The 26,186-nt window shown below is 72.6% G+C and carries 23 protein-coding genes; 13 read left to right on the plus strand and 10 right to left on the minus strand.

All coding sequences use genetic code 11. The annotated features are described in order from the left end of the window. Positions 1-2,663: FxSxx-COOH system tetratricopeptide repeat protein (gene fxsT / locus AB0J53_RS28960; protein WP_364178192.1), on the minus strand; the 2,663-nt coding region annotated here is incomplete at its 3' end. Then, on the minus strand, positions 2,660-3,118 hold the full coding sequence (locus tag AB0J53_RS28965; protein ID WP_364178195.1) for a hypothetical protein: 459 nt from the start codon (positions 3,116-3,118) through the stop codon (positions 2,660-2,662). The genes fxsT and AB0J53_RS28965, both read right to left, overlap by 4 nt. A gap of 149 nt (positions 3,119-3,267) precedes the next feature. Between AB0J53_RS28965 and AB0J53_RS28970 the strand changes: the two genes are divergently transcribed. The 3 genes from AB0J53_RS28970 to AB0J53_RS28980 all read left to right on the plus strand — a co-directional run bounded on the left by AB0J53_RS28970 (position 3,268) and on the right by AB0J53_RS28980 (position 5,788). Beyond that, on the plus strand, positions 3,268-4,197 hold the full coding sequence (locus AB0J53_RS28970) for a recombinase family protein (RefSeq protein ID WP_364178198.1): 930 nt from the start codon (positions 3,268-3,270) through the stop codon (positions 4,195-4,197). 83 nt (positions 4,198-4,280) lie between these two features. Next, complete coding sequence (locus tag AB0J53_RS28975) at positions 4,281-5,060, plus strand: hypothetical protein (RefSeq protein ID WP_364178201.1); 780 nt, start codon at positions 4,281-4,283, stop codon at positions 5,058-5,060. 5 nt (positions 5,061-5,065) lie between these two features. Beyond that, positions 5,066-5,788: a hypothetical protein gene (locus AB0J53_RS28980; protein WP_364178204.1), complete on the plus strand. Its 723-nt coding sequence runs from the start codon at positions 5,066-5,068 to the stop codon at positions 5,786-5,788. A 286-nt stretch (positions 5,789-6,074) separates the two neighbouring features. On the opposite strand, the gene AB0J53_RS28985 is transcribed toward AB0J53_RS28980, so the two are convergent. Continuing rightward, the gene (locus tag AB0J53_RS28985) at positions 6,075-6,488 is read right to left on the minus strand and encodes a DUF6313 family protein (protein WP_364178207.1); all 414 of its coding nucleotides are present in this window, start codon (positions 6,486-6,488) and stop codon (positions 6,075-6,077) included. A gap of 355 nt (positions 6,489-6,843) precedes the next feature. On the opposite strand from AB0J53_RS28985, the gene AB0J53_RS28990 reads away from it, so the two are divergent. Beyond that, on the plus strand, positions 6,844-7,854 hold the full coding sequence (locus AB0J53_RS28990) for a BtrH N-terminal domain-containing protein (RefSeq protein ID WP_364178210.1): 1,011 nt from the start codon (positions 6,844-6,846) through the stop codon (positions 7,852-7,854). Here the strand turns inward: AB0J53_RS28990 and AB0J53_RS28995 are convergent. Together AB0J53_RS28995 and AB0J53_RS29000 are read right to left on the minus strand one after the other, a co-directional pair. Continuing rightward, on the minus strand, positions 7,823-8,776 hold the full coding sequence (locus tag AB0J53_RS28995) for an endo alpha-1,4 polygalactosaminidase (RefSeq protein ID WP_364178213.1): 954 nt from the start codon (positions 8,774-8,776) through the stop codon (positions 7,823-7,825). The genes AB0J53_RS28990 and AB0J53_RS28995 overlap by 32 nt on opposite strands. A gap of 81 nt (positions 8,777-8,857) precedes the next feature. Beyond that, positions 8,858-9,751, minus strand: a complete 894-nt coding sequence (locus tag AB0J53_RS29000) for an LLM class flavin-dependent oxidoreductase (RefSeq protein ID WP_364178216.1) — start codon at positions 9,749-9,751, stop codon at positions 8,858-8,860. A gap of 280 nt (positions 9,752-10,031) precedes the next feature. Between AB0J53_RS29000 and AB0J53_RS29005 the strand changes: the two genes are divergently transcribed. From AB0J53_RS29005 to egtD, 6 genes are all read left to right on the plus strand, one after another. Next, complete coding sequence (locus tag AB0J53_RS29005) at positions 10,032-11,177, plus strand: amidase domain-containing protein (RefSeq protein WP_364178219.1); 1,146 nt, start codon at positions 10,032-10,034, stop codon at positions 11,175-11,177. Between the two features lie 108 nt (positions 11,178-11,285). Then, positions 11,286-11,696 (plus strand): hypothetical protein, encoded by a 411-nt coding sequence (locus AB0J53_RS29010; protein ID WP_364178222.1) that lies wholly within the window; start codon positions 11,286-11,288, stop codon positions 11,694-11,696. Between the two features lie 94 nt (positions 11,697-11,790). Continuing rightward, positions 11,791-12,972 carry an ergothioneine biosynthesis glutamate--cysteine ligase EgtA gene (egtA, locus tag AB0J53_RS29015; protein ID WP_364178225.1) on the plus strand — a complete coding sequence of 394 codons (1,182 nt, stop codon included), beginning with the start codon at positions 11,791-11,793 and terminating at the stop codon, positions 12,970-12,972. Next, positions 12,969-14,276, plus strand: a complete 1,308-nt coding sequence (gene egtB, locus AB0J53_RS29020; protein WP_364178228.1) for an ergothioneine biosynthesis protein EgtB — start codon at positions 12,969-12,971, stop codon at positions 14,274-14,276. The genes egtA and egtB overlap by 4 nt, the downstream gene beginning before the upstream one ends. Continuing rightward, entirely contained in the window at positions 14,277-15,032 is a 756-nt protein-coding gene (gene egtC / locus AB0J53_RS29025) for an ergothioneine biosynthesis protein EgtC (protein WP_364178231.1), read from the plus strand. Further along, positions 15,017-16,012, plus strand: coding sequence for an L-histidine N(alpha)-methyltransferase (egtD, locus tag AB0J53_RS29030; RefSeq protein WP_364178233.1), 996 nt, complete (start codon positions 15,017-15,019; stop codon positions 16,010-16,012). The genes egtC and egtD overlap by 16 nt, the downstream gene beginning before the upstream one ends. Before the next feature lie 12 nt (positions 16,013-16,024). Here egtD and AB0J53_RS29035 read toward each other — a convergent pair whose 3' ends face one another. The 3 genes from AB0J53_RS29035 to AB0J53_RS29045 all read right to left on the minus strand — a co-directional run bounded on the left by AB0J53_RS29035 (position 16,025) and on the right by AB0J53_RS29045 (position 18,157). Further along, positions 16,025-16,642, minus strand: coding sequence for a GNAT family protein (locus AB0J53_RS29035; RefSeq protein ID WP_364178236.1), 618 nt, complete (start codon positions 16,640-16,642; stop codon positions 16,025-16,027). A 56-nt stretch (positions 16,643-16,698) separates the two neighbouring features. Next, a complete protein-coding gene (locus tag AB0J53_RS29040; RefSeq protein ID WP_364178239.1) occupies positions 16,699-16,839 on the minus strand; it encodes a hypothetical protein in 141 nt (46 codons plus the stop codon). A 76-nt stretch (positions 16,840-16,915) separates the two neighbouring features. Beyond that, positions 16,916-18,157 (minus strand): hypothetical protein, encoded by a 1,242-nt coding sequence (locus AB0J53_RS29045; RefSeq protein ID WP_364178242.1) that lies wholly within the window; start codon positions 18,155-18,157, stop codon positions 16,916-16,918. A 163-nt stretch (positions 18,158-18,320) separates the two neighbouring features. Between AB0J53_RS29045 and AB0J53_RS29050 the strand changes: the two genes are divergently transcribed. Continuing rightward, positions 18,321-19,157, plus strand: coding sequence for an SDR family oxidoreductase (locus AB0J53_RS29050; RefSeq protein WP_364178244.1), 837 nt, complete (start codon positions 18,321-18,323; stop codon positions 19,155-19,157). 25 nt (positions 19,158-19,182) lie between these two features. On the opposite strand, the gene AB0J53_RS29055 is transcribed toward AB0J53_RS29050, so the two are convergent. After that, entirely contained in the window at positions 19,183-20,349 is a 1,167-nt protein-coding gene (locus AB0J53_RS29055) for an MFS transporter (RefSeq protein WP_364178246.1), read from the minus strand. Positions 20,350-20,449: 100 nt separating this feature from the next. On the opposite strand from AB0J53_RS29055, the gene AB0J53_RS29060 reads away from it, so the two are divergent. Continuing rightward, positions 20,450-21,031 (plus strand): TetR/AcrR family transcriptional regulator, encoded by a 582-nt coding sequence (locus AB0J53_RS29060; protein ID WP_364178249.1) that lies wholly within the window; start codon positions 20,450-20,452, stop codon positions 21,029-21,031. On the opposite strand, the gene AB0J53_RS29065 is transcribed toward AB0J53_RS29060, so the two are convergent. Continuing rightward, positions 21,032-24,043, minus strand: a complete 3,012-nt coding sequence (locus AB0J53_RS29065; protein WP_364178252.1) for a glycoside hydrolase family 38 C-terminal domain-containing protein — start codon at positions 24,041-24,043, stop codon at positions 21,032-21,034. It abuts the gene before it with no gap. Between the two features lie 322 nt (positions 24,044-24,365). Between AB0J53_RS29065 and AB0J53_RS29070 the strand changes: the two genes are divergently transcribed. Next, positions 24,366-25,970 carry an ABC-F family ATP-binding cassette domain-containing protein gene (locus AB0J53_RS29070; RefSeq protein ID WP_364178255.1) on the plus strand — a complete coding sequence of 535 codons (1,605 nt, stop codon included), beginning with the start codon at positions 24,366-24,368 and terminating at the stop codon, positions 25,968-25,970. Positions 25,971-26,186 lie beyond the last annotated feature (216 nt).

Raw genomic sequence — 26,186 nt, forward strand, 5'->3', positions numbered from 1 at the left:
AGTAGCGCGGCCAGCTGGTCCCGGGCGGCGGCTGGATCTCCCGCCTCTCCTGTCCAGCGGGCGAGGGCGTAGCGGGTGGTCAGGGTGCTGGGGTCTTCGACGCCGGACACCCGCTCACGCACCGGCAGTAGCGCGGCCAGCTGGTCCCGGGCGGCAGCCGCATCTCCCGCCTGCCCCGTCCAGAGGGCGAGGAAGTAGCGGGTGTACAGGGTGCTGGGGTCCTCGATGCCGGACACCCGCTCACGCACCGGCAGTAGCGCGGCCAGCTGGTCCCGGGCGGCAGCTGCATCTCCCGCCTGCCCCGTCCAGAGGGCGAGGAAGTAGCGGGTGTACAGGGTGCTGGGGTCTTCGACCCCTCGTACCCGTTCCTCCACCGGCAACAGCGCGGCCAGCTGGTCCCGGGCGGCAGCCGCATCTCCCGCCTGCCCCGTCCAGTCGGCGAGAAGGTGGCGGGTGGTCAGGGTGCTGGGGTCCTCGATGCCGGACACCCGCTCACGCACCGGCAGTAGCGCGGCCAGCTGGTCCCGGGCGGCAGCTGCATCTCCCGCCTGCCCCGTCCAGTCGGCGAGAAGGTGGCGGGTGGTCAGGGTGCTGGGGTCCTCGATGCCGGACACCCGCTCACGCACCCGCAGCAGCGCGGCCAGCTGGTCCCGGGCGGCAGCCGCATCTCCCGCCTGCCCCGTCCAGAGGGCAAGGGCGTAGCGGGTGGTCAGGGTGCTGGGGTCTTCGGCCCCTCGTACCCGTTCCTCCACCGGCAACAGCGCGGCCAGCTGGTCCCGGGCGGCAGCCGCGTCTCCCGCCTCCCCTGTCCAATGGGCGAGGAGGTAGCGGGTGGTCAGGGTGCTGGGGTCCTCGATGCCGGACACCCGCTCACGCACCCGCAGCAGCGCGACCAGCTGGTCCCGGGCCGCGGCCGCATCTCCCGCCTGCCCCGTCCAGTCGGCGAGGAAGTAGCGGGTGGTCAGGGTGCTGGGGTCTTCGGCCCCTCGTACCCGTTCCTCCACCGGCAGTAGCGCGGCCAGCTGGTCCCGGGCCGCGGCTGGATCTCCCGCCTGCCCCGTCCAGTCGGCGAGAAGGTGGCGGGTGTACAGGGTGCTGGGGTCCTCGATGCCGGACACCCGCTCACGCACCGGCAACAGCGCGGCCAGCTGGTCGCGGGCGGCGGCCGCATTTCCTTCCTCTCCCACGCATATGGCCAGGGTTTGCTGGGCCTGTAGCGCGCAAGGGTGGCTGGTATCACGCAGGTGGGTGTTGATTTGTTCGGCGAGCTGGCGGGCGAGGGGATAATCCTCGACCTCCAGCAGGTAGATGAGGATCCGGCTCAGGCCGGGAGAGTCCAGAGGAAGAACAGCACGGGCGTGGGGAAGCAGATGCTGGTAGACGGGTCTGTTCTCCGGAGCCTCCGGATCTTCCGGAAGGGCCTCCAGCAGCAGGGCGGTGGCTCGCTCGCGCAGCTGTGCCTGCTGGTCGGTGGCGAGCTGGTGACGGGTGACGGCCTGGACAAGGCGGTGCATGCTGATCAGGTCATCGGTCTCCTCACCGGCAAGCTCGAAGGTGGTCAAGGTGATGAGGCTGTAGGAGGCCAGCAGCGCCAGGGCCTCGTCGGTCTGGAGCTCGTCGGTGCCGGGAAGGGCGGCCAGCACGCGGCAGGGCAGGTTGTCCGGAGCGAAGAGGGCCAGCAAGTTCAGCACGTGGACGGCCAGCGGGTTCACCTGTTGCAGGCGGGCTTGGCTGAGGGTCCACACCTTGGCGATCACGCGTTCGGCGTCCTGGTCGACGGTCGCCGTGTCGTACATGCGAGCGGGCATGGTCTCCAGCAGGTTCAGATACCGGCGCAGGGTGATACGCGGAGTGCGGGCGATGTAGGCGCCGGCCTGGGTCAGTGCCAGTGGAAGATCCCCGAGCTGTTCGGCCAGTTGCTTCAGCCCGTCGGTGTCGGCCGAGTCCGGAGGGCCGATCAGATCGGCCAGCAGGGCGATCGCGGCCGGGCGAGACAGCAGTTCCAGCCGGAGCGGGGTGATGTTCAGGTGCTGCCAGCCCACGTCGCGGCGCGTGGTGATCAGCACATGGCCGTGGACCAGGCGGGCCAGGTACGGCTCGACATCGGCGACTTCTTCGACGTTGTCGAAGATGATCAGCCAGCCGGGCTGCGCGGCCAGCCAGCTCAGCGCCCAGGCGGTGGCTTCCTCCACGGTGGCCTGCTCGGCGGCCACTGAGTCGATGCCACAGGTCAGCTCCCGGGTCAGCGCGGCCAGCCCGGCCCGGATCAGGTCGGGACGGTCGGCGTCGATCCACCACACCAGCGCGTACTCCTGGCGATGGTGGTGGGCGTACTGCAGAGCCAGTTCGCTCTTGCCGACGCCGCCCAGCCCGAGCACAGCCTGACTGATCACCCCAGGCCCCGTCACGTCCTGCAGGGTCTGACGCAGGGCGGTCAGAGCCGTTTCCCGGCCGACGAAGGTCGCCGAGGGGCGGCGTGGCAGGCCTGACAGCCCGGCAGGGACCTGCACGATGGCGGCGGGGGGCAGCGGCCGCCGCGGGCCCTGCTGGGTGATCTCGTGGATGATCTGGTCGTGAGCCGCCTGGTAGACCCGGCCCTGCTCACGAGCATCGCCGTCCAACTGGACGTCCGGCCGCTCTTGGGGATTTGGCATGGTGGTCATCGTTCGTTGATGGTTTGGTCGCCGCCGGCTTGGTAGACCCGGCCCTGCCCGGAGGCCTCGGCCCGCATCTGCACAGTGCGCGATCCCTCACCGGTGGGGACAATGCCGGAGTCGTCGTCGGCGAGGGCGGCCGCCCCGTCGCCGGAGGTGGAGACCGAGGGCGGAGTGCTCGGCGCGGTCTGTGCCGTGGTGTGCTCGGCGCGCAGCTGCGTGCGCAGCGCCACCACGGAGACCACCAGGGCGGCCGCGCCCAATCCCATGCCGGTGAACATGCCGACCACGCTGGCCCGCTGATCCAGCACCTGCAACACATGGTCGGGCAGATGCAGCGGGTCGGCGAAGAACCAGGCCAGCGCCGCTGCCAAGCAGACCACCAGCATGATGCCCGCGGCGATCACCACCACCCGCCACAGTCGTGAACCTGCCGCTCGCTCGGACCCGGGCACCTGAGACATGCCTCCAGGATCTCCCGTATCGGCCGCAGCGGGACGCACAGTGACGAACCCGTGACCTGCCCCGTTTCCGGCCTTGAATCCGTCGTTTACGGGACGGTTCGCAGACACCAGAGCAGACTTCGCAGACTCCCGGCTCAGACGATCACGCGATGCCCGACGATCGTCCCGAAACGCGTCCCGGAACATTCCCAATGGATCTTGAGTTTTCGGGACCCTATTCGGGACGCTGGAGGAGTGAACGTCTCCCCGCCGCGCCGACCGTCCCGAGCAATGCGATCCGCGTCGGTTACGCCCGCGTCTCCACCCGCGACCAGGACCACGCCGCGCAGCTGCAGCTGCTGAACGGCGCCGACTGCTGCGAGATCGTCGAGGAGACCATCTCCACCCGCCGCAAGGACCGCCCCAAGCTCATCGCGACCCTGGACGGCATGAAGCCGGGCGACACGCTGGTCATCACCAAGCCCGGCCAGGTCGCGCGCAGCGTGAAGGAGTTGCTGGTCTTCGTGGAGGACCAGCTGGCGCCGCGCGGCATCAATCTGCATATCCTGACCGGCATCTGCGCCGGCATCCATCGGCCGAACGGGCAGACGATGGGGGACAAGATGCTGTTCCTGGTCGCCGCCATGGCCGCTGAGATGGAACGCGACCTCATCGGCGAGCGCACCAACGAGGGCCTGGACGCCGCCCGCACCGCCGGCCGCGTCGGCGGCCGCCCGGCCAAGGTGACCGACGACGTGCTCGCCGTTGCCCGGGCCCGCCGGGCGCGCGGCCAGTCGGTCACGCAGATCGCCCGCGAGCTCGGCGTCGGCAGGTCGACGCTGTACCGGGCCCTGGAGGATGACGAATCCGGCCGGCATACAGCTGCCCACGACAGTGCCGGCCTGGACGCCAGCGGCCCTCCGGACCCCGACAGTGACGTTGTCCTGGTGGCGCTGGCCGATGCCTTCGGCCGCAACGTGCCGATGCGCGACGCGTTCCTGGACGACCAGGCCCCGGCCATGCGGGAGCAGTACTGGAGTGAGGTGGCCGACGCCAACGAGCGCATCCACCAACGGTGCAATGCAACGAAGACAACGTGACTCGCAGGTGGGGGTGCTCACTCGGCAGCAGCGGTCGTCAAGATTTGCTTGACGAAATATATCCGTCAGGTGATGCTTGACGCATGAGTGAGGCCCCATCTCGCACTTTCTCCCGGACCGCGCTGGCCCGCTTGGCCGTCACCACCGAGGCCGCCGACATCTCCGACCGCTACCGCGCCCTGGCCGCCGACGGCGACAACAGCCCCAATGGCCGGCCGGGCGAGCTGGTCGACTACGCCTGGCGGCTGGTTGAACAGGCCCGCGCCATCCTCCAGGCCGCCGTCGTCACCGAGCGTCTGGCCGGTACCTCCTGGGAGACGATCGGCGAGAACCTGGGCGAGATCAGCAAGCAGGCCGCCCACGAACGCTACGGCGCCGCCGAGACCGTCTTCCGCCGCGCGGCGCTGATGGCCTGGCTGGTCCCCGAACGTGCCGACGACCAACTAGGCACACTCGCCGATCCGGACGCCGCACTGGCCCACCTCAACCGCTTCCTGTACCCGCCCGAGCACGGCATCCAGTTCACTTTCGGACCGCGACAGGACACCGAGCCCGTGCCGCTGCCGCCCGGCTACCCGGAAATGACCGACACCGAACGGGCCGGACTCATCATCGAGGCTGCCAATCTGCTCATGGGCGTCGGCATGCACAAGCGCGCCGGAGTGACCGAGCACGAGCGGCGCGATGCCGAGCTGGGCCTGGCCCGCCGCAAAGTCGAGCTGTACGAGGCCATCGCCGCCGAGCGCCCTGACGACAGCGAGCACGCCGATCTGCTGGCCGGCGCCCGCGCCCGCCTGGCCGCGCTCGAAGGAGACGAACCGGCCGCCCGCCGCTCCACCCGAAAGGATCACGAGACCGGGTGAACGAGATGCCACACGATCTTGACGTCGCGCCGGAGATCGCCGACCTGCTCTCCCGCGAGGACCTGGACCGGCTCGTCCGCGTGGCCACCGTCTCCTACGAGTGCTGGCTGTGCATGCGGCCGGGGAAGCTGCCGGACCCGCCCGCGGTCGTGATCATCCTGCGGGACGGCCCTGTGAGCGTGGCCAGGCTCGCGCACCGCTTCTGCTCGGAGTCCTTGGTGGTGGACATGCCGGACCAGAACGCGATGATGTACGACCCCGCCAGGGCGGCCGGCGTCGATGCGGGGGCGACGTTCCTGCCTTACCAGGCGGGCCACCGCCCGGCGCTGCTGCTGGAGGTCCGCGCGACGGGGGGCATGGACGCCGGACAGGAGGAACGCGACGATCGGGCCGTCGGCTGGCTGCTGGAGCAGGGCCTGCACCTGGTGGCCACCGCTGGCGGCGAGGTCGTGACGGCGCCTGGGTGGACAGTGCACCTGCGCGGCAGTACCGGGCTACGGGTGACCGGGCCGATGGGCCGGCTCTACGACGGCGAGCTGCAGGTGGCCTCCGCCTGGCGGCGCGAGGTCACCGCTCAGGGCCGGTGCCTGCTGCTGGTGGGCGTCGGCATGGGCCTGGACCAGGTGGACCAGGCGCCGCACAGCATGCAGGGGGCCATCGGCCGCGTCGACGCCGTGGCCCAGCAGGGGCGGCTGGCCGGCGGCCTGGCGGCGATCGACATCACCTGACTGACGACGGCCGTGCCCGGCAACCACATCGGCACGACCGACCCATCGCGGCGCCGAGCCCGGCGTCTCGCCCCACGAGGAAAGGGAACACATCCCCATGACTGTCAAGATCCCGGAGTGAACCTGCGACCCGCCGTGCAACCGCGTCTACTACGGCGGACCGCTGGAGCGCTGCCCTCACGAACGCGCTGGGGCGTCCGAGGAAGGCACCCTCAAGCTGGTCTCGTTCGGCTACCCGCACGGCCCGCCACCCGAGGCCGACCGTGTCGAAGACGTCCGCCAACGGCTACGTGACCCCGCAGCCGCCCGCGACATCCTGGACCTGGACGGCGACCACCGCCACGCGCACCTGCCGCGCGTGCTCACGTAGGAGTGTCCGGGACCGTCGGAACCGGCCCCGGACAGTGCCGCCGACGAAGGCCGGAATCATCAGCCAGCCCACGATGGACACCAGCCAGGTCACCGGCGCCGAGCCCGCCCCTGCCGGCGACTTGATGCCGATCAGCACTTCGTACGCCGTCGACCAGCCGATGAGCATGCCGTTGACGACGAACACCACCACGAAGGCCAGGGCGACCCACAGGGCGCGGGTGAGCAGCCAGTACCGGGTCTTGCTGAGTGCGGCCAGGGAGCGCAGAAGTCTGCGGCACCGGGCCGTTAGCGGAGCCCGCAGGGGTGGCTCCGTCCCCGCCGGTGTCATGCCTCGACGGTGGCCGCTCCCTCACTCGATTCAAGGGCGGCGCACAATCCGCGATCATGCACGCGTAATCACCCCGCGCCTCCAGCCTGGCGGCGATCCTTGACCGCCGCGTACGCGCACCAGGCGCGCGCCTGGTGCGCGTGAACGAAGACCCGCAAGATCTCAAAACAACCCTCACCACCCACTCTGACCGCACCCAGTATCACGATCCCTACAACACCTCATTGCCCCATGTAGCCCATCAGCGTCATCAATTTCAAAGGCCAAGATCAAAAAAGTACTCAGGTATGAGGCCCGGCTGGACTCTCCCCCCGGGGGAGACCCCATGCTGCCGGTTGTGAAGGAGAACCCGCATATGACCGTCGTCGAAGGGGTCGAGGCCCGCGGCATGCAGCACTGCGAGACCACGGCGCTCGGGGTGCTGCTGCGCCACCAGGGGATCGACCTGTCCGAGCCGATGCTGTTCGGGCTCGGCTCGGGCCTGTCCTTCGTCTACTGGGACGCCAGGAACATGCCGTTCCCGTTCCTCGGCGGGCGCATCAGGCCCTTCGAGCTCACCCGGAACCTGGCCGCCAGGCTCGGCCTGACCCTGGAGGTCAAGGAGACGGCCTCACCGCGCCGCGCCTGGGCGAACGTGTCCGCGCCGATCGACGCCGGGCAGCCGGTCGGCCTCCAGCTCGACAGCTACCACCTGGACTACTTCCGGACGAAGGTGCACTTCGGCGGCCACGTCGTCGCCATGTACGGCTACGACGAGCGGCAGGCCCACCTGATCGACACCGCCCAGCAGGGCGGCGCCGTCCGCACCGGCCTGGAATCGCTGGCGGCGGCGCGCGCCGAACGCGGCCCGATGACCGCCAGGCACCGGTCCTTCACCATCACCGCCCCGGCGGGCGCGCCCTCCTGGCGGGACGGGATCGTCCCCGCGATCAGGGCCTGCGCCGACGCCTTCCTCGCCGCCCCCATCGCCAACCTCGGCCACCGGGGCATCGAGAAGGCCGCCCGCCAGGTGCCGGGCTGGCTGCGCCGCACCGCCGAGCCCGGGCGCGACCTGCCGCAGGCCGCCCTGCTCATGGAGAAGGCCGGCACCGGCGGGGCCCTGTTCCGCGCCCTCTACCGCGACTTCCTCGCCGAGGCTGCCGCGTCCGTCGGCGACGACCGCCTGCGGACCGGCCACCGGCTCTACGCCGAGGCCGCCACCCTGTGGACCGAGGTCGCCGCGCGCATCGCCGAGGCCGGGGAGCAGCGCGACGCGGCCCGCCTCGAACAGGCCGGCGCCCTCCTCCTCGACCTCTCCCGCATCGAGCGCGACGCCATGCTCGCGCTGCGCGAGGTCACCGGCAGGGCTGGTACGGCCGGTCCTTGAGCGACAGGTCGGCCGCCTTCTTGATCGAGTTGAACGAGGCGGCCACGGCCTTGCGGCAGAACGACGCCGGCGACAGCCCGTACTCCACATGGAAGACCGGCTTGCCCGCCTTGACGAACGGCTTCAGCTCGCCGCACTCGTCGTAGGAGAAGCACGACTCGTTGACCGCGAAGTCGAAGTACGGCTCCAGCTCGGCGGCCTGGCTGAGGTTGTTCTTCAGTGCCGCCGCCAGGCCGTGCTTGTGCGCGATGGCGGCCAGCGCGCGGTTGTAGGTGAGCTGCGTGGCGGCGCTGATGTTCCAGCCGGTGACCGCGCGGCCCTCCTCGTGGGCGTTGACGACGTCGAACTCCACACCGTCGAACCCGGCCTGCGCGCACTTGGCGACCCGGGCCTCCATCATCTTGAGCAGGAAGTCGCGCTGGCCCCTGTCGTTGTTGATGTTGGCCCAGCGCTCGTCCGGGAAGTCCTCGCTGAACGGCTTGCCCAGCAGGGAGCCGCCGTTGCGCTTGTGCCAGTCGGCGAACTGCTTGTAGTCGGGCCGGTAGTCCTCGATCGACCCGGCGTCGACGTAGCAGACGGCCTTGGCGCCGCGCGCGTGGATGGCCTTGACGGCGGCGGTGTTGACGGTGGAGTTGTCGCCCGCCACGTCGCCGTCCACGTACAGGTCGATGTCGAAGACCGTCGGCCGCACGCAGGCGCCGCCGCTCTGCGGCTTGACGCAGATGTCGACGTCGATGCCGCCGGTGGCCTTGTGGCGGGGGTTGCCTTCGAGCTGGTACTGCCAGCGGCTCTCCAGCGGCGGACGCCAGATTCCCGCGTCAGCGGAGGCGGCGGCGGCCGGCGGGGCGAAGGCCGCGACGCTTGCCGTCGCGAGCACGGCGGACGTGGTCAAGCGCGTCAGGAGCGCTCGGGTGCTGACCAAGCTCGTCACCTCTTTCGTGAGACCGACCAAGATCATACGGGCCCACGGGAAGAGGAAACGCGGTCATGCCGGACACCGGGGTCAGGCGAGGGCGGCCTTCACGAGCGGGGCGACCTCCTCGGCGAAGCGCCGGACCTGCTCCACGCTCTGCCGCTCCGGCCAGAACACGAAGGCGGTGAACGGCTGCTCCGTGGCGAGCCTGACCAGCTCGGCGGCCCAGCCCTTCGCCCCGGCGCGCAACGGGTCGGCGCCGGTCGTCAGCTTCGGGCCGCCGCCCCCGCCCGCCTCGACGGTGCCGACGAGCTGGGCCATGCGCATGATCGACGCGGGGTCGCGGCCGGCCTCCCCGGCGGCCCTGTCGACGATCCGGTTGCACTCGGGCCACCGCTCGTACGGCAGGTAGGAGGGGATCGGCGCCGCCCAGCCGTCACCGACGCGGCCGGTGAGCGCGAGACTGCGCGGCGCCTGCGCGCCGATCCACACGCCGACCGGCGGCGTGCCCGCCGAGCCGCCTTCGACCCCGTCCACCCGGTAGTGGTCACCGGCGAAGGCGACGCGCTGCCCGGGGGTCCACAGCCCGCGCATGATCGTGACCGCTTCCTCGAGCGCCGCCAGCGCCTCGCCGGGCGAGCGCCTGGGCACGCCCATCGTGGTGATGGCGTCCCAGTAGCCGCCGCTGCCGAGGCCCAGCTCGAACCGGCCGCCTGACAGCACGTTCAGCGTCGCCGCCGTCCGGGCCAGCATGGCGGGCGGGCGCAGCGGCAGGTTGGCCACGTCGGGGAACACGCGCAGGCGCGTCGTGCGGGTCAGCAGGTGCCCGGCGAGCGCGACCGCGTCCAGAAACTGCCCCACGTACGGATGGTCCTGGACGCCGACGAGGTCGAGCCCGCTCCGCTCGGCGGCGTCGGTCACCTCGTGGGTGAGAGAGACGTCATAGGTGGGGGTCAGCGAGACCCCGAAGACATGTTCGCTCATGGTCATCGCACCGTACACCGGCGTCCAGGGGCGGCTCATCCGCTGAAAAGCTCAATGCGCGCCGGGGCCTCGCGCCGGGCCGCCGGGGGCGGGAATTAGGCCCCCGAAGAAACTCTGCATATCGGAATTCGGTGAAGCGATTAACCTGACTGAACGCTTGACTCGCCATTATGCGGAGTGTTCCATTGTCGTGCGAGATGTGATCTTCCTCGTGTTCCCCGAAATCGAACCAGGCGCTCTCCCGATCGGGGGAATGCCGCACGTCGACAGAAAGGCACACATGCGCATCACATTATTACGCAGCGTCAAGGCTTTCGTCGCCGCCTCGGCGACGGCGCTCACCATGGCGGCGGCGCCCGCCGGGGCCTCCTCCGCCGAGGAGCCGCAGTTCGCGGAGATCGCCCGCCAATATCTGCAGGACCGCGCGACGCGGCTGGTCAGCGACGCCCCCGCCCGCACGCTCACCTCGGTGCCCTCGACCGGCGCGCTCGCCGACCGGCTGACGCGGGAGGCCGCCGCTATCGACGAGCGCAGGCGGCTCCTGCGCGAGGCCAACGGCGGGCACAAGCAGGCGGATGTCCAGGTCGCCGAGGTCGCCTCCACGCGGGAGGGCGACACCGTCGAGCTGCGGGTGGCCGAGCGCACCAAGCTGTACTTCGCCCGCCCCCTCGCCGACGCCCCCGCGTTCGAGGAGTACGCGCTGAACCACCGGTTCGTGTTCGAGCGGCAGGGCGCCCAGTGGGTGATGCGCGACGCCCGGCCCGAGCCGGCGGCGGGCGAGCTCGCCCCCGACACCCAGCCGCAGGCGGCACGCGCGCCGAAGACCTCCCCGAAGGCCACCGCGCCCGCCGGCCGCGAGCCGTCGTCCGTCGACCGGCCCCGCAAGGGCGCCGCCGTGGCCCCGGACAAGCTCGCCCGGTCCACCGAGGCGGCCCTGGCCTGGGACTACACGGCCATGCTGAACTACGCCAACACCTACTGGGACACCTACAACCCTGACTACCGCACCTATGGCGGGGTCGGCGGCGACTGCACCAACTTCATCTCCCAGATCGTCACCGCCGGAGGCTGGACCGAGGTCGGCTCCTGGCCCGACAGCCGCTCCGACAACGCCAACTGGTTCTACGGCGACTACACCTGGACCACCAGCTACACCTGGCCGGCCGCCGAGAACTGGTACTGGTTCGCCCAGCACGAGTCGGCCAGGACCACGTACCTGGGCAACGTCTGGGACATGCTGACCACGGACGTCCTCCAGGTCGACTTCGACCGTGACGACAACATCAGCCACTCGCTGTTCGTGACCGACCGGTCGAGCGACGGCGAGCTCTATCTGACCTATCACTCCAACAACACGCACAACAAACCGCTGAGCAGCTTCCTGGCCGCCAACCCCGACGCCTGGTACTACGCGCACCGCACCTGATCGCCGCTCCCGGGACCCATTTCCAGAATTATGCTCGCCCCGGAGAAGAATCTCCTGAACATGGAAGAATATCGCCGATCAATGTCGGAATCAGGAGGTGGGTCCCGAATGGCATCCCGTCGTGGCGCCATTGTCGCGCTGGCGATTCTGGCCGCCGGATGCGCGGCGGGCGCCGGGCACGGCGCGTCCTCGCCCAGGGCCGCGGTCGACGCGTACATCGCCGGGCTCAACGCCGCCGACTCCGCGGCGCTGGCGCGGCTGGCGCCGCCGGGCAACGACGCGCGCGGCGACATCGCCCGGCGGCTCGCCGCGCACGGCGGCCAGGAGATCCGTCTCACGTCGGCCGACCTCGCCGACGACATCAGCCCCGACGTCGTCAACGCCCGCCTGGCCGGGCACGGCGCCCGGGGGGCGTACCGGGAGCGGCTGACGGTCACCCGATGCGAGGAGTCCTGGTGCGTCGTGCTGGGACAGGCTCCGTCGAGTCGCCCCACATCCGACACATCGCGATATTCCTGACATTTCCTGACTGCTGGGTGAAAGGAACCCCAACAGCGGGAAGGGAGCATCCCAGAGCGACCCGTGCCGCCTGCAGTGATGGAAGGGAGTGCCGATGCTCGACGAGAACGCCGTCCACGAACACGTCCGCGGCATCTGCTTCAAGACCGGCCCGCCCGGACTGGTCGGAGTCGAGGCCGAATGGCTGATCCACGACCTCGGCGCGGCCGGGACCCGCGTCCCGCTGCGCCGCCTGGCGGCCGCCGTCGAGGCGGCCCACCCGCTGCCCGAAGGCAGCCTCGTCACCTACGAACCCGGGGGCCAGCTCGAACTGAGCACCCCCGCCAGGCCCGGCCCCGCCGCCGCGCACCACGCGCTCGCCGCCGACCTGCGCCACCTCGACCGCCACCTGGCCGACGCGGGGCTGACCCGCGACGGCTGCGCCCTGGACCCGCGTCCCGCCGCCCGGCGGCAGCTCACCGACCAGCGCTACGCCGCCATGGAGTCGTACTTCGACAGCTTCGGACCGGCCGGGCGCGCCATGATGTGCTCCACCGCCTCCCTCCAGGTGTGCCTCGACATCGGCCACGACGAGGAGCAGGCACGGGCGCGCTGGCGGCTGCTGCACCGGCTGGGCCCCGTGCTGCTGGCCGCGTTCGCCAACTCCCCGCTGTGGCGGGGACGGCTGACGGGCTGGCGCTCCACCCGGCAGGCCATCTGGCAGGCGCTCGACCCCTCGCGGGTCACCCCGGTCGCCTCCGGCGGCGGCGACCCGTGGACCGCGTGGGCCCGCTACGCGCTCGACGGCCGCGTCATGGCCGTCCGCAGGAACGACGGCCCCTGGAAGGTGAACCCCGGGCTGCGCTTCCGCGACTGGCTGCGCGACGGGCTCGACGGCGGCCCCACCCTGGACGACCTGACCTTCCACCTGAGCACGCTGTTCCCGCCGATCCGGCCGCGCGGCTGGCTGGAGCTGCGGATGATCGACGCGCTCCCGGAGCCGTGGTGGCCGGTGCCCGTCGCCGTCGCCGCCACGCTGGCCGACGACCCCGTGGCCGCCGACCGGTGCGCCGAGGCCGTGGAGCCGCTCCCGCCCGGCCGGTGGACCCAGGCGGCCCGCCAGGGGCTGGCCGACCGGGCGCTCGCCGCCGCCGCGCTCGGCTCCTTCACCGCCGCCCGCGACGCGCTGCGGCACGCCGAGCCGGCGCTGGCGTCGCTGGTCGACCGCTACATCGAACGGTACGTCGAACCCGGCCGGTGCCCGGCCGACGATCTCATCAGCGAGGTGCGCACGTGACCGAGGAAGACCGGATCAAGGAACGCGTCGCCGTCGAACTGACGTCGGCCCGGCGGCGCAGCCTGGGGCTGACCGTGGACGTCCTGGAGTCGCCGGAGCTGGTGGCCCAGCACTCCCCGCTGATGTCGCCGCTGGTGTGGGACCTCGCCCACATCGGCAACTACGAGGAGCAGTGGCTGGTGCGCGCCGCCGCCGCCGACGACCCGCTGCGGCCCGACCTCGACCACCTGTACGACGCGTTCGAGCACCCGCGCGCCGACCGGGTGACGCTGCCGCTGCTGCCCCCGGCCGAGGCCAGGACCTACCTCGACGAGGTGCGCTCGCGCGTGCTCGGCTCGCTCGAACGCGTCCGCCTGACCCCCGACAGCCCGCTGCTGACCGGCGGATTCGCGTACGGGATGGTCATCCAGCACGAGCACCAGCACGACGAGACCATGCTCGCCACCCACCAGCTCCGCCAGGGCGCCCCCGTGCTGGAGGTCCCCGGCCAGGCCGCCCCCTTCCTCGCCCCCGAGGCGCCGGAGGTGCTCGTGCCCGGCGGCCCGTTCGAGATGGGCACCACCGACGACCCCTGGGCCTACGACAACGAACGGCCCGCCCACCAGGTGGACCTGCCCCCGTACTGGATCGACGCCCACCCCGTGACCAACGCCGAATACCTGGCCTTCATCGACGCGGGAGGCTACGAGCAGCCCCGCTGGTGGCACGAGAAGGGCCGGAGCTGGCTCGCCAGGACCGGCAAACGCGCCCCGGCGTTCTGGCAGCGGACCGGCGGCCAGTGGGTGCGCCGCCGCTTCGGCCGGATCGAGCCGCTGCCGCCCGACGAGCCGGTCCAGCACGTCTGCTGGTACGAGGCCGACGCCTACGCCCGCTGGGCGGGCAAACGGCTGCCCACCGAGGCCGAATGGGAGAAGGCCGCCCGCCACGACCCCGCCACCGGCGCCTCCCGCCGCTTCCCCTGGGGCGACGGCGAACCCGGCGCCCACCACGCCAACCTGGGGCAGCGGCGGCTCGGCCCGGCCCCGGCCGGCTCCTACCCCGCGGGCGCGTCCGCCCACGGCTGCCGCCAGATGGTCGGCGACGTGTGGGAGTGGACGTCCACCGACTTCACCGGCTACCCCGGCTTCCGCGTGTTCCCGTACAAGGAGTACTCCCAGGTGTTCTTCGGCGCCGACTACAAGGTGCTGCGCGGCGGCTCCTGGGCCACCCACCCCACGGTGGCGCGCGGCACGTTCCGCAACTGGGACTACCCGATCCGCAGGCAGATCTTCTGCGGGTTCCGCTGCGCGAGGGACGCCGGCTGAATGTGCCGCCACCTCGCCTACCTCGGGCCGCCGGTCGGGCTGCACGACCTGCTGTACGCGCCGCCGCACTCCCTGCTCACCCAGTCGTACGCGCCGCGCAGGCAACGCCACGGCCGGGTGAACGCCGACGGGTTCGGCGTGGGCTGGTACCACCCCGGCCGCGACAACCCGGTCCGCTACCGCCGCGCCATGCCGATGTGGGCCGACGTCTCCTTCACCGACGTGGCCCAGGTCGTGTCCTCCACCTGCGTCGTCGCCGCCGTCCGCGACGCCACCCCCGGCTTCCCCGTCGACGAGTCCTGCGCCCAGCCGTTCACCAGCGACGGCTGGCTGTTCAGCCACACCGGCGCCGTCACCGGCTACGCCGCCGTGGAGGAACGGCTGTGCCGCGAGGCCGGACGCCAGGCGCCCGACGCCCGCGCGCCGGTCGACTCCGCGCCCCTGTTCGGCCTGGCCGTCCGGCTGTGGCGGCAGGGACGGCCGCTCGACGACGCCCTCGCCGCCGTCACCGCCTACGCCCGCGGCCTCGCGCCCGGCCGCTACAACCTGCTCGCCACGGACGGCGTCCGGCTGGCGGCCACCGCCTGCGGCGACGGCCTCTACCTGCGCCGGACCGGCCAGGCCGTGCTCATCGCGTCCGAACCGTACGACGACGGCCCCGGCTGGACGGAGATCCCCGACGGATCGCTCGTCACCGCCGGCAGCGCCGGAGTCGCCGTCCGACCACTTCAGGAGACCTCATGCCTCAACCTGTGATCGAACGCCACCTGACCGCCCGCGACCTCGTCGAGTCGCTGCGCCGCGACGTCCGCGACGGGCTCACCGGGCCCGTCAGGAGCGTGCCGCCCAAATGGGGGTACGACGAGCGCGGCAGCGAACTGTTCGAGCAGATCACCCGGCTGGGCGAGTACCACCTCACCCGCGCCGAACGCTCCATCCTGATCGCCAGGGCCGCCGAGCTGGCCGCGCTCACCGGCGCCGACACCCTGATCGAGCTCGGCGCCGGATCAGGGGAGAAGACCCGGCTGCTCCTCGACGCGCTCGGCGACGCCGGGCACCTGCGCAGTTACGTCCCGGTCGACGTCAGCGGCGACTTCCTCGCCGACGCCGCCCGCCGGATCGGCGCCGACTACCCCGGCCTCTCGGTCCGGGCCATCGTCGCCGACTTCGAGGGCGACCTGGGCGTCCTGCCCGACGAGGGCCGGCGGCTCGTCGCCTTCCTCGGCTCGACCGCCGGCAACATGTCGCCCGTCGAACGGCTGTCCTTCTACTCCCGCCTGCGCACCGCCATGCGCCCCGGCGACGCCCTGCTGCTCGGCCTGGACCTGGTGATGGACCCCGACCGGCTGGATGCCGCCTACGACGACGCCCTCGGCCTCAGCGCCGAGTTCAACCGCAACCTGCTGCACGTCATCAACCGGGAGCTGGACGCCGACTTCGTCCCCGACCTGTACGAGCACGTCTCCCTGTGGGACCCGGACGCCGAGTGCGTCCGCAGGCGGCTGCGCGCCAGCACCGACCAGCAGGTCCTCATCCGCGACCTCGACCTGGAGGTGCGCTTCGCCGCCGGGGAGGAGATCGACACCGAGATCTCGGACAAGTTCCGGCGCGGCGAGGTGCGCGAGGAGTTGCGCCTGGCCGGGTTCGACCCGGTCCGCTGGTGGACCGACCTGCCCGGCGACTTCGCCCTCTGCCTCGCCGTCCCCTCCCCGGAGGCCGCGCGTCCGGCAGGCTGAGGGCAGGTCAGCTCACGGCCGGGGCGGGCGGGCCGCGGTGAGGCGGGCGCGCAGGGCCGCCTTGACGCCGGGCCAGTCCTCGGCGGTCGCGGCGAACATCGCCGAGTCGCGCAACCTGCCCTCCTCGCCCGGCGCCCACGACACCGACCAGGAGCGCAGCACGCCCTCGAACGGGATGCCGAGCCGTTCGAGGGCCCGGCGGCAGCGGGCGTTGCGGGCGTCGGTCTTGAGGTCGACGCGGGCGACACCGAGCGTCTCGAAGGCGTACGTCATCAGCAGCAGCTTGGCCTCGGTGTTGATCCCGGTGCCCTGCGCCGAGGCGGCCAGCCAGGTGAACCCGATCTCGATCGCGCGCAGCCCGGGCCGGTCCGGCCAGCCGCGCGGATCCCACAGCCCGGTGCATCCCACCGGCCTGCCGTCGGCGACCCGTACCTGCCCGAACGGGGTCAGCCCGGCGCGGCCGAGCTGGGCCGCCACGTAGCCGGCCATCTCCGCCGCCCGCGGCACCAGCGTGAACCCGTACGACGACCGCTCCTCCTCGGCGGCCTCCGCCAGGCCGGCCACGTGCCGCGTGTCGAGCGGCTCCAGCCGTACGAGGTCACCGGCCAGCACGGGGACGTCGAGCCGCATGGGGTCTCCCTTTCCGGGTCAGGGGCGCAGATCATGCCATCGCCGCCGGGACGCCGTCAATCGGCGGGACGCGGGGTGAGGCCCGCGGTGACCAGGTCGATGAGCAGGTCGAGGACCCTGGCCTGAAGATCGGGGTCGCCGAGCCGGTCGGCGAACATCGGCACCAGCAGCACGCACTGGAGCACCCCGATGACCACGGCGGGCTCGGCGGCGACGAGCTCGCCGTCCGCCTGCCTGGCCGTGACGTACGCGCCCAGCGCGGTCGCCGGGGTGCTACCAGGCGGCGTCCGGCGACACGCTGCCGCGCGGGAGGTCGCCGCGGTCGATGCGGACCGAGCTGGTCGTGCCGTCGCGCAGGTCCAGCCGGTGCATTCGCCAGGCGTGCGTGAAGAGCAGGTGGCGGCCGGTGCCGTCGACGTCGAACCGCATGGCGAGCGAGGCGCCCTTGGGCGGCTCCGGCTTGGCGAGCAGTGCCGGGACCCCGCCGTCGGCGGGGATGCGCTCGACCGCGTGGCCGACGGCGTAGACCAGCGCGTCGCCGTCGGGGGTGTACGCCACCGACGTCATGGGCGGCACGCCCGACGCCGGTCTGAGGGGCCGGGTGGCGGCGAACAGATCCGTTGCCGGGCTGGTCAGGTCCAGGACGCCGAGCCCCTGGGGCGACGACACGACGGCGAGGCTCCGCCCGTCGGGCGCCCACGACAGGCCGGTCACCAAGGCGTCGCCGGCGTGCCAGTCGCGCCGCCTGCCCGTGGCGACCTCCACGACGGACACGACGCTCCCGCCGGGCACCAGGTCGGCGAACGCGAACCGGCTCCCGTCGTGGCTCAGCGCCAGCGCCGGCACGACCCCGGGCACGCGCGCCCCGGTGTCCGGCACCAGCTCGGGCGCGCCGGGCCGGCCGTCGTCGCCGAGCCGGACCCGGAAGAAGCGGGTGCCCGCCGGGCTGGTGCCGGAGAACAGGAACGTCCGGTTGTCGGGCGCCGCCGCCCCCAGCTTCCACGACGACTCGACCCCCGGCGGGAGCGGCACCGCCGCGATGAACCTGCCGGTGCCGGCGTCGTGGACGGACGGGGGAACCGGCGTGATGACCGCCTCCTTGGACCCCTCCGGGAAGCGGGCGGCCGGCAGGTTGGCGGCGACGAAGAAGCGCGGCGGCCCCGTCACCGGCAGCGCCTCACCGGTCGCCGCCGCCTCGGTCAGCGACGACACGAGGGCCGGCTTGCCCGGCGGCGTCATCGGGGACGACATCGGCGGCGACCCCGAGGGCCGTACCGGGGGCGAGCCGGAGGGTCGTACCGGGGGCGCTTCGGAAGGGGGTGCCGCGAGGTGCGGCGTGCCCGAGGGGCCCGTGGGCCCCGACGGGGGAGTGGGCGGCGCGCTGGGGAGCCCGGCCCCGTCCTGTGCGGCGGCGGGCAGGAGGGTGACGCGCCCGGAGCCGGGCTGCTCCCCGCACCCGCCCAGGCACGCCAGCACGAGTAACCCCGACATGGCGACCGCCGCGCGCGAAAGCATGAGTCGATCATCAGCCGCTCCCGCGTGGCCGTCAAATCCCTGGAAAGTGGGAGATGCGACAAGACGAGACGGTCCGTCTTGACGACGGCTCCGGTGACCCTTACAGTCATCACATCGAAGGCGAGACGGACCGTCTCGTCGCTGACCGATCGGAGTCCCGTACATGCGCACCTGGTTCATCACCGGAGCCAGCCGCGGCCTCGGCCGCGCATTCGCCCTCGCCGCCCTGGAGCGCGGCGACCGGGTGGCCGCCGCCGCCCGCACCATCGCCCGGCAGGACTTCGACGACCGCTTCGGCGACCGGGTGCTCGCCCTGCCGCTGGACGTGACCGACCGCGAAGCCGTGTTCGCCGCCGTGGACACCGCCGCCGCGCACTTCGGCGGGCTCGACATCGTGGTCAACAACGCCGGGATCATGTCCTCGGGCATGGTCGAGGAGTTCACCGAGGCCGAGGCGCGGGCCCAGCTCGACGTCAACCTCTTCGGGGCGATGTGGGTCTGCCAGGCGGTCATGCCGCACCTGCGCGCCCAGGGGTCCGGCCACGTCGTGCAGGTCTCCAGCATCGCCGCGCTGGGCGGCTTCCCCAGCACCGGCCTCTACAGCGCGAGCAAGTTCGCGCTGGAGGGCATGAGCGAGGCGCTGGCGATGGAGGCGGCGGCCTTCGGGGTCAAGGTCAGCATCGTCCAGCCCGGCGGCTACTGGACCGACCTCTACACCAGCATGACGGCGACCACGCCGAAGCCGGAGTACGGCCCGCTCCGCGCCGAGCTGGAGAAGCAGTGGGCCGAGGGCTCGATCGACAGCGAGCCGAGGCTGGCCGCCGAGGCGCTGCTCAAGCTCGTCGACAGCGACGACCCGCCGCTGCGGCTGCTGCTCGGCAGCATGGTGTACGACCTGGCCTTCGACATCTCGCGGCGGCGGATGGACACCTGGAGCGCCTGGGAGCAGGTCAGCCGCGCCGCCGAGCACGCCGTGCCCGCGCCCGGTGGCGACGCCTGACCCGGCCGCGCCCCCTGGGAACGCCTCAGGCCCGTGCCTCACCCGGCCGGGCGCGCCACATCGTCGCCCCCGCGGCCAGGACGAGGGCGGCGGCGAACCAGAGGACGCCCTGGAGCGGCAGCGCGTCGACGATCGTGCCGCCCGCCAGCGCGCCGAGTCCGATCGCGAGGTTGAACACCGCCACCCACAGGGCGGTGGCCTCCTCGACCGCCTCCGGCGCCGCCTTGATCATCCACGTCTGGAGGCTGGTGGAGACGCCGCCGTAGGACAGGCCCCAGGCGAGGAGCAGCGCCACCCCGCCCACCGCGCCGGCCCCGGCCACCGGGTAGAGCAGCACGGTCGTCCCCAGGGCGGCGGCGATGGCGAGGATCGTCCGGCGCGGCCGCCCGGCCACGGCGGCCCCGGCGACGAAGTTGCCCGCGACGCCGGCGACGCCGAAGGCGAACAGCAGCGGCCCGACGAACCGTGCGTCGATGCCCGACAGGTCCCGCAGCACCGGGGTGACGAACGTGTAGGCGGCGAAGTGCCCGGTCACGATCAGGAAGGTGGCCAGGATGCCGGCGCGGACGCCCGGGTTGCGGAACTGGCCGGCCAGCCGCCGGAGCCCGACAGGCCGCGCGGCGGCGAGCGGCGGCAGCACGGTCAGCAGGGCGACGAGCACGACCAGCGCGAGCGCGCTCAGCGCGCCGAAGGCGATCCGCCAGTTCGCCAGCCCGCCGATCACGGTGCCGATGGGGACGCCGAAGACGTTGGCGGCCGCGACGCCGCCGAAGATGACGGCCGTGGCCCGGGGCACGAGCGGCGCGGGCACGAGCCGTACGGCCAGGCCGCCGGCGACGGCCCAGAACCCGCCGATCGCCACGCCGACCAGCACCCGGGAGGCGATCAGGAGCGGGTAGCCGGGGGCCAGCGCGGAGGCCAGGTTGGCCGCCGTCATGAGCCCCATCAGGGCGACCAGCAGGAGCCTGCGGTCCATCCGGCCGACGAGCAGCGGCACCACCGGGGCCGCGACGGCGGCGACGACGCTCGGCACCGTGACCATCAGGCCCGCCGCGCCCTCGGACACCGCCAGCGCCGATCCGACGGGGGCGAGCAGCCCGATCGGCAGTTGTTCGGCCGTCACCAGCAGGAACGTGCCGAGGGACACCGCGGACACCGCGGTCCAGCTCCTCGCCGTGCGCGTCACGGTCATGTCGGGTCTTCCTCTCCTTATTTGGGAGCGATCGCTCCCATATGACCGCAGACCCTAATACGGGAGCGATCGCTCCACAACACGGGGTAGGATGACGACCATGGCGCGACCCAGGGAGTTCGACGAGCAAGAGGTGATCGCCAAGGCCACGGACCTGTTCTGGCGTCGCGGCTACAACGCCACGTCGGTCCGCGACCTCGGCGCCGAGCTCGACCTCAAGCAGAGCAGCCTCTACCGCACCTTCACCGACAAGCGCGCGCTGTTCCTGCGCACGCTCGACCACTACCGGGCCACCGAGTCCACGCAGGCCGAGGAGCGGCTCAACGCGCCCGGCGCGAGCGTCGAGGTCCTGCGCGACTGGCTCCACTGGATGGTCGGCCACGACGCCGGCCGGGGCTGCTTCGTCGTCAACACGGCCGCCGAGCTCGGCACCACCGACCCCGGCGTGCGGCAGAAGACCGAGGCCGCCTTCGACGTCACCCGCGAGACCCTGGCGTCCCTGCTGCGGCGCGGCGTCCACGACGGCGACCTGCCCGCCGCGCTGGACGTCGAGGCCGCCGTGGAGCTGCTGTTCACCACCGTGCTCGGGCTGCGCCTGCGCGAACGCGCCGGGCACGACCCCCGGCGCATCGCCACGGCCATCGACTACGCCATCAGGACGATCTCCGCCGCCGACCGCTGATCAGCGGCGGGTCAGGCGCAGCGTGACCAGCTCGAACGGGCGCAGCGTCAGCGCGACAGTCCCGTCCTCGTGCGGCACCTCGTGCGGCAGCTCGCGCAGCGGCCGCTCCAGCAGGTCCGTCGCCGTCACCGTGCCGACCGGGAACCCGGCCCTGAGCGTCGTCGCCGCCCGGCCGCCGCGCGACTCGTGGAAGCGGACGACCACGTCGCCGCTGCCGTCGTCGGCCAGCTTCACCGCGGTGATCACCACGGCCTCGTCGCCGATCGTGACGAGCGGCGCCACCGGGACGTCGCCGGGCAGCTCGCGCTCGGGCAGCGTGAGGAAGTAGCCCTCGCGCACCGCGTCGCCGATCGCCGCGCCCGGCACCAGCGCGTGGACGAAGGCGTGCGCCCCCTGGTCGGTCTCCGGGTCGGGGAAGCGCGGCGCGCGCAGCAGCGACACCCGCACCGTCGTGGTCGTGCCGCCGTCGTCGCGCACCGCCCGGGTCACGTCGTGCCCGTACGTGGACGCGGTCACCACCGCCGCCCCCCAGCCGGGCTCCTCCACGTGGACGAACCGGTGGTTGCACGCCTCGAACCTGGCCGCCTCCCAGCTCGTGTTCGTGTGCGTGGGGCGCTGGACGTGGCCGTACTGGGTCTCGGCGGCGTAGCGGTCGGCGCGCACGTCGAGCGGGAAGGCCATCTTGAGGAGCTTCTCCGTCTCGTGCCAGTCCACCTCGGTCCGCACCTCGATCCGGCCTGCGGCCAGCGTGTACGTCTGGATGACGGAGGAGGAGCCGAAGGACCGGGTGACGCGGACGGCCCGGCCGTCGGCCGTGAGGTCGTCCACGGAGGTCAGGTCGGTGACGGTGTTGCGGTAGAACTCGTCCACGTCCCAGGCGTCCCACCTGTTGGGCAGGTCCTGGTGGAGCTGGAGCAGGGCGGCGGCGTCGCCGGGCGGCAGGCTCTCGCGGCGGGCGCGGTGGTCGTAGGCGGAGACGATCAGGCCGCGCCCGTCGATCTCGGCCCGGACCAGCCCGTCGTCGAGCACGTACCCGCCGCCGTCGCGCGGGCGCACGGTCACGGCCGGCGCTGGCTCGGCCGGGGCCGCGCCGCCCGCCGGCACGCCGCGCCGGGCGTGCGGGGCCGCGTTGAACACCAGCCGCCCGCCCGCCGGGGCGTCGCCCGCCAGCGCCCGCTGCGCCGCCAGCACGATCCCCTCCAGCTCGCGCGCCAGCCTCGCGTACGTGTCGCGCGCCTCGCGGTGCACCCAGGCGATGGACGAGCCGGGCAGGATGTCGTGGAACTGGTGCAGCAGCACCGTCTTCCACACGCGGTCGAGCTGCTCGTACGGGTACGGCGCCCCGGCGCGGACGGCGGCGGTGGCCGCCCACAGCTCGGCCTCGCGCAGCAGCGCCTCGCACAGCCGGTTGCCCTGCTTGGTCCCGGCCTGGCTGGTCAGCGTGGCGCGGTGCAGCTCCAGGTAGAGCTCGCCCACCCACACGGGCGGGTTCGGGTAGTCGGCCTCGGCCCTGGCGAAGAACGCGGCCGGGGTCTCCCAGGTGACGGTGGGGGAGCCCTCCAGGTCGCGCAGGCGGGCCGCCTTGCCGACCATCTCGCGCGTGGTGCCGCCCCCGCCGTCACCCCAGCCGGTGGGCGCCAGGGAGTGGCGGGCCGCGCCCTTCTCGCGGAAGTTGCGCGCGGCGTGGGCCAGCTCGCCGCCCTTCATCGAGCAGTTGTAGGTGTCGACCGGCGGGAAGTGCGTGAAGATCCGCGTGCCGTCGATGCCCTCCCACAGGAACGTGTGGTGCGGGAACCTGTTGACCCGGCTCCACGAGATCTTCTGCGTGAGCAGGCGCCTGGCCCCGGCGGCCTTGATGATCTGGGGGAGCCCGGCGGCGAAGCCGAACGTGTCGGGCAGCCAGGCCTCCTCGTTGTCGATGCCGAACTCGTCGATGAAGAAGCGCTTGCCGTGGACGAACTGCCGGGCCATCGCCTCCGAGCCGGGCATGTTCGTGTCGGACTCCACCCACATGCCGCCCGCCGGGACGAACCGCCCCTCGGCCACGGCCTTGACGACCTGGGCCCACACCTGCGGCCGGTGCTCCTTGATCCAGGCCCACTGCTGGGCCTGCGACATGGCGAAGACGAAGCCGGGCTCGTCGGCCAGCAGCGCGGTCATGTTCGCGGCGGTGCGGGCCACCTTGCGGACGGTCTCGCGCAGCGGCCACAGCCAGGCCGAGTCGATGTGGGCGTGCCCGACGGCGCTGATCCGGTGCGCCGACGGCGCGGCCGGCACGGCGAGCACCCCGGCCAGCTCGGCGCGGGCGGCGGCGGCCGTGGCGTTGACGTCCTGGAGGTCGATCCGGTCCAGGGCGCGGCCCACGGCGCGCAGCACGTCCCAGCGGCGGGCGCCGTCCACCGGCAGCTCCGCCATCAGCTCGCCCAGCACCTCCAGGTCGAGGACGAGGTCCCACACGGTCCGGTCGAAGACCGCCAGGTCCATGCGGCCCAGCCGGTACAGCGGCGCGGTCCCGGCGGTGTCCCGGTCGCCGAGCGCGGTGGGCCGGAACAGGGGATGGCCGAGGATGACCGGGTTGGAGGCGGCCTCGACGTGCAGCCGCACGCTCTCGCCGCCCCGCGCGGGCGCGGCGACGCGCACCCACTGGTTGCGCGGGTTGAGCCCCTTGACCGGGCTGCCGTCGGGCAGGTGGACGAGCCCCTCGCACTGGAAGCCGGGCATGTTCTCGTCGAAGCCCAGGTCGAGGACGGCCTCCACGATGCGGCCGCGCCAGGCCGAAGGGACGGTGCCGGTGACGGTGAACCAGCTCGTGCCCCACGGCGCGCCCCAGGCGTCTCCGGCGGCGATCGGGCCGGGGACGGCGGCCAGCCCCTCGGCCACGCTCACGGGCTCGCCGGGCGCGTGCCACACGGCCACGTCCAGGGGCACGGACTCCGGGTACACCGCGGGGCGGATGCGCTCGTCGAGCACCCGCTTGAGCCGGGCTTCGACCAGCGCGCGGTCGTCATGCATGGGGAACTCCTCGGTGGGGTGACGGGGCTCGGCGCGTACGGTCCCCGGCGGGCAGGGTGACCGCATGGGTTAGCATGGCCGTCATGGAGATCGAGGTCGACAGAATCTAGCCACCGAGCTGCCGGTGGCTTCCATCGGCGCAGGGCGGGTGCCCGCGCCGGTGCATGACCGTTTCTCCCGACGCGGGAGCGTGTGTCCGCCCTGTGGGGTGTCGACCCGCCGCGTCCGGGCTCTCCGGCACGCTCGCACCGGTTCCGGTCCCCGATTCGTGCCCGCGAACGCGCGAATCCCCTCCGTAGCTGACGGGAAGAGCACTTCACCCATGTCCAAGTCTGTCATCACCTTCCGCGACCTGTCCTTCGAGTGGCCGGACGGCGCCGTCGCGCTCTCGGGCGTCAACGGCACGTTCGGCGCCGGGCGCACCGGTCTGATCGGCCGCAACGGCGCCGGGAAGTCGACGCTGCTGCGCCTGATCGCCGGCCTGCTGAAGCCGACCTCGGGACACGTCGAGACCGCCGGCGAGGTCGGCTACCTGCCGCAGACGCTCACGCTCCGGCACGACACGACGATCGCCGAGCTGCTCGGCATCGACGAGGTCATCGCCGCGATCAGGGCCGTCGAGTCCGGCGACGTCGACGAGCGCCACTTCGACACGATCGGCGACGACTGGGACATCGAGTCCCGCGCCGACGAGGCCCTGCACCAGATCGGGTTCACCGCCGCGGATCTCGGCCGCCGCGTGGCCGAGGTCTCCGGCGGGGAGGCGATGCTCATCGCCATCACCGGGCTGCGCGTCCGCCGCACCCCGATCACGCTGCTCGACGAGCCCACCAACAACCTCGACCGGCCGACCCGCGCCAAGCTCGCCGGCTTCGTCGACCAGTGGCCGGGCACGCTCGTCGTGGTCAGCCACGACCTCGAACTGCTGGAGCGCATGGACCACACCGCCGAGCTGCACGCCGGCTCCCTCGACACCTTCGGCGGCCCGTACAGCGCCTGGAACGAGCACCGGGAGCAGGAGCAGGCGGCGGCGGTCCAGGCGGCGCGGTCGGCCCAGCAGGCGCTCAAGGTCGAGAAGCGGCAGCGGATCGAGGCCGAGACGAAGCTGGCGCGCAGGGAGCGCACCGCGAAGAAGACGCAGAAGGACGGCGGCATCCCGCGCATCCTGGCGGGCAACCGCGCCAGCCGGGCGCAGGCGTCGGCCGGGTCGTTGCGCTCGACGCTCGACGACAAGGTGCAGGCCGCGCAGGCGGCGGCCGACGCCGCCGACGCGCGGGTGCGCGACGAGGAGCACATCAGCCTGGTGCTGCCCGATCCCGGCGTGCCGCGCGGGCGGCGGATCGCCGAGCTGCACGACGGGGACCTGACCGTGGTGATCCAGGGGCCGGAGCGGGTGGCGCTCGTCGGGGCCAACGGCAGCGGCAAGTCGACGCTGGTCGAGCAGCTTCTCCGGGGCTCGGAGCCCGTGCCCGGCAGGCCGTACGGGCGGCTGCTGACCGAGCTCGTCGGCTACCTGCCGCAGCGGCTCGACGGGCTCGACGACGAGGCGAGCGCGATGGCGAACGTGGGCGCGGTCGCCCCCGGGGCGGCGCAGGGCACGATCCGCAACCAGCTCGCCCGGCTGCTGCTGCGGGGCGACAGCGCCGACCGTCCGGTGCGCACGCTGTCGGGCGGCGAGCGGTTCCGCGTCGCGCTCGCGCGGCTCCTGCTGGCGGAGCCGCCCGCCCAGCTCCTGATCCTGGACGAGCCGACGAACAACCTCGACCTCGCCAGCGTCGAGCAGCTCGCCGAGGCGCTCGACGCCTACCGGGGCGCGCTGCTCGTCGTCAGCCACGACGTCGCGTTCCTGGAGCGGATCGGCGCCGGGACGGTCGTCGAGCTCGACGCGGAGGGCCGCATGCGGCAACGCCGCGACCTGACCGGGTGACGACTCGCTCGGACCGTTCCATATCCCCACTACCTCCTATTTCCTCTGTTTACTGAAATTCCAGACAACGCCTGACTATTTTCGGAATGCTTAATATCCGATATCTGCGCCCCGAATTCCGCTTGCCGGTGCCATACTGGGCACTGGCAAGCTCGTGGGAGCGCTCCCATGAGGAGGTCTGACGAGAGGCGCGCGATCCGAATGACGGCCTACGAC

Source organism: Nonomuraea sp. NPDC049725, from assembly GCF_040674795.1.
In the GTDB taxonomy this organism is placed as follows: Bacteria; Actinomycetota; Actinomycetes; order Streptosporangiales; family Streptosporangiaceae; genus Nonomuraea; species Nonomuraea ceibae.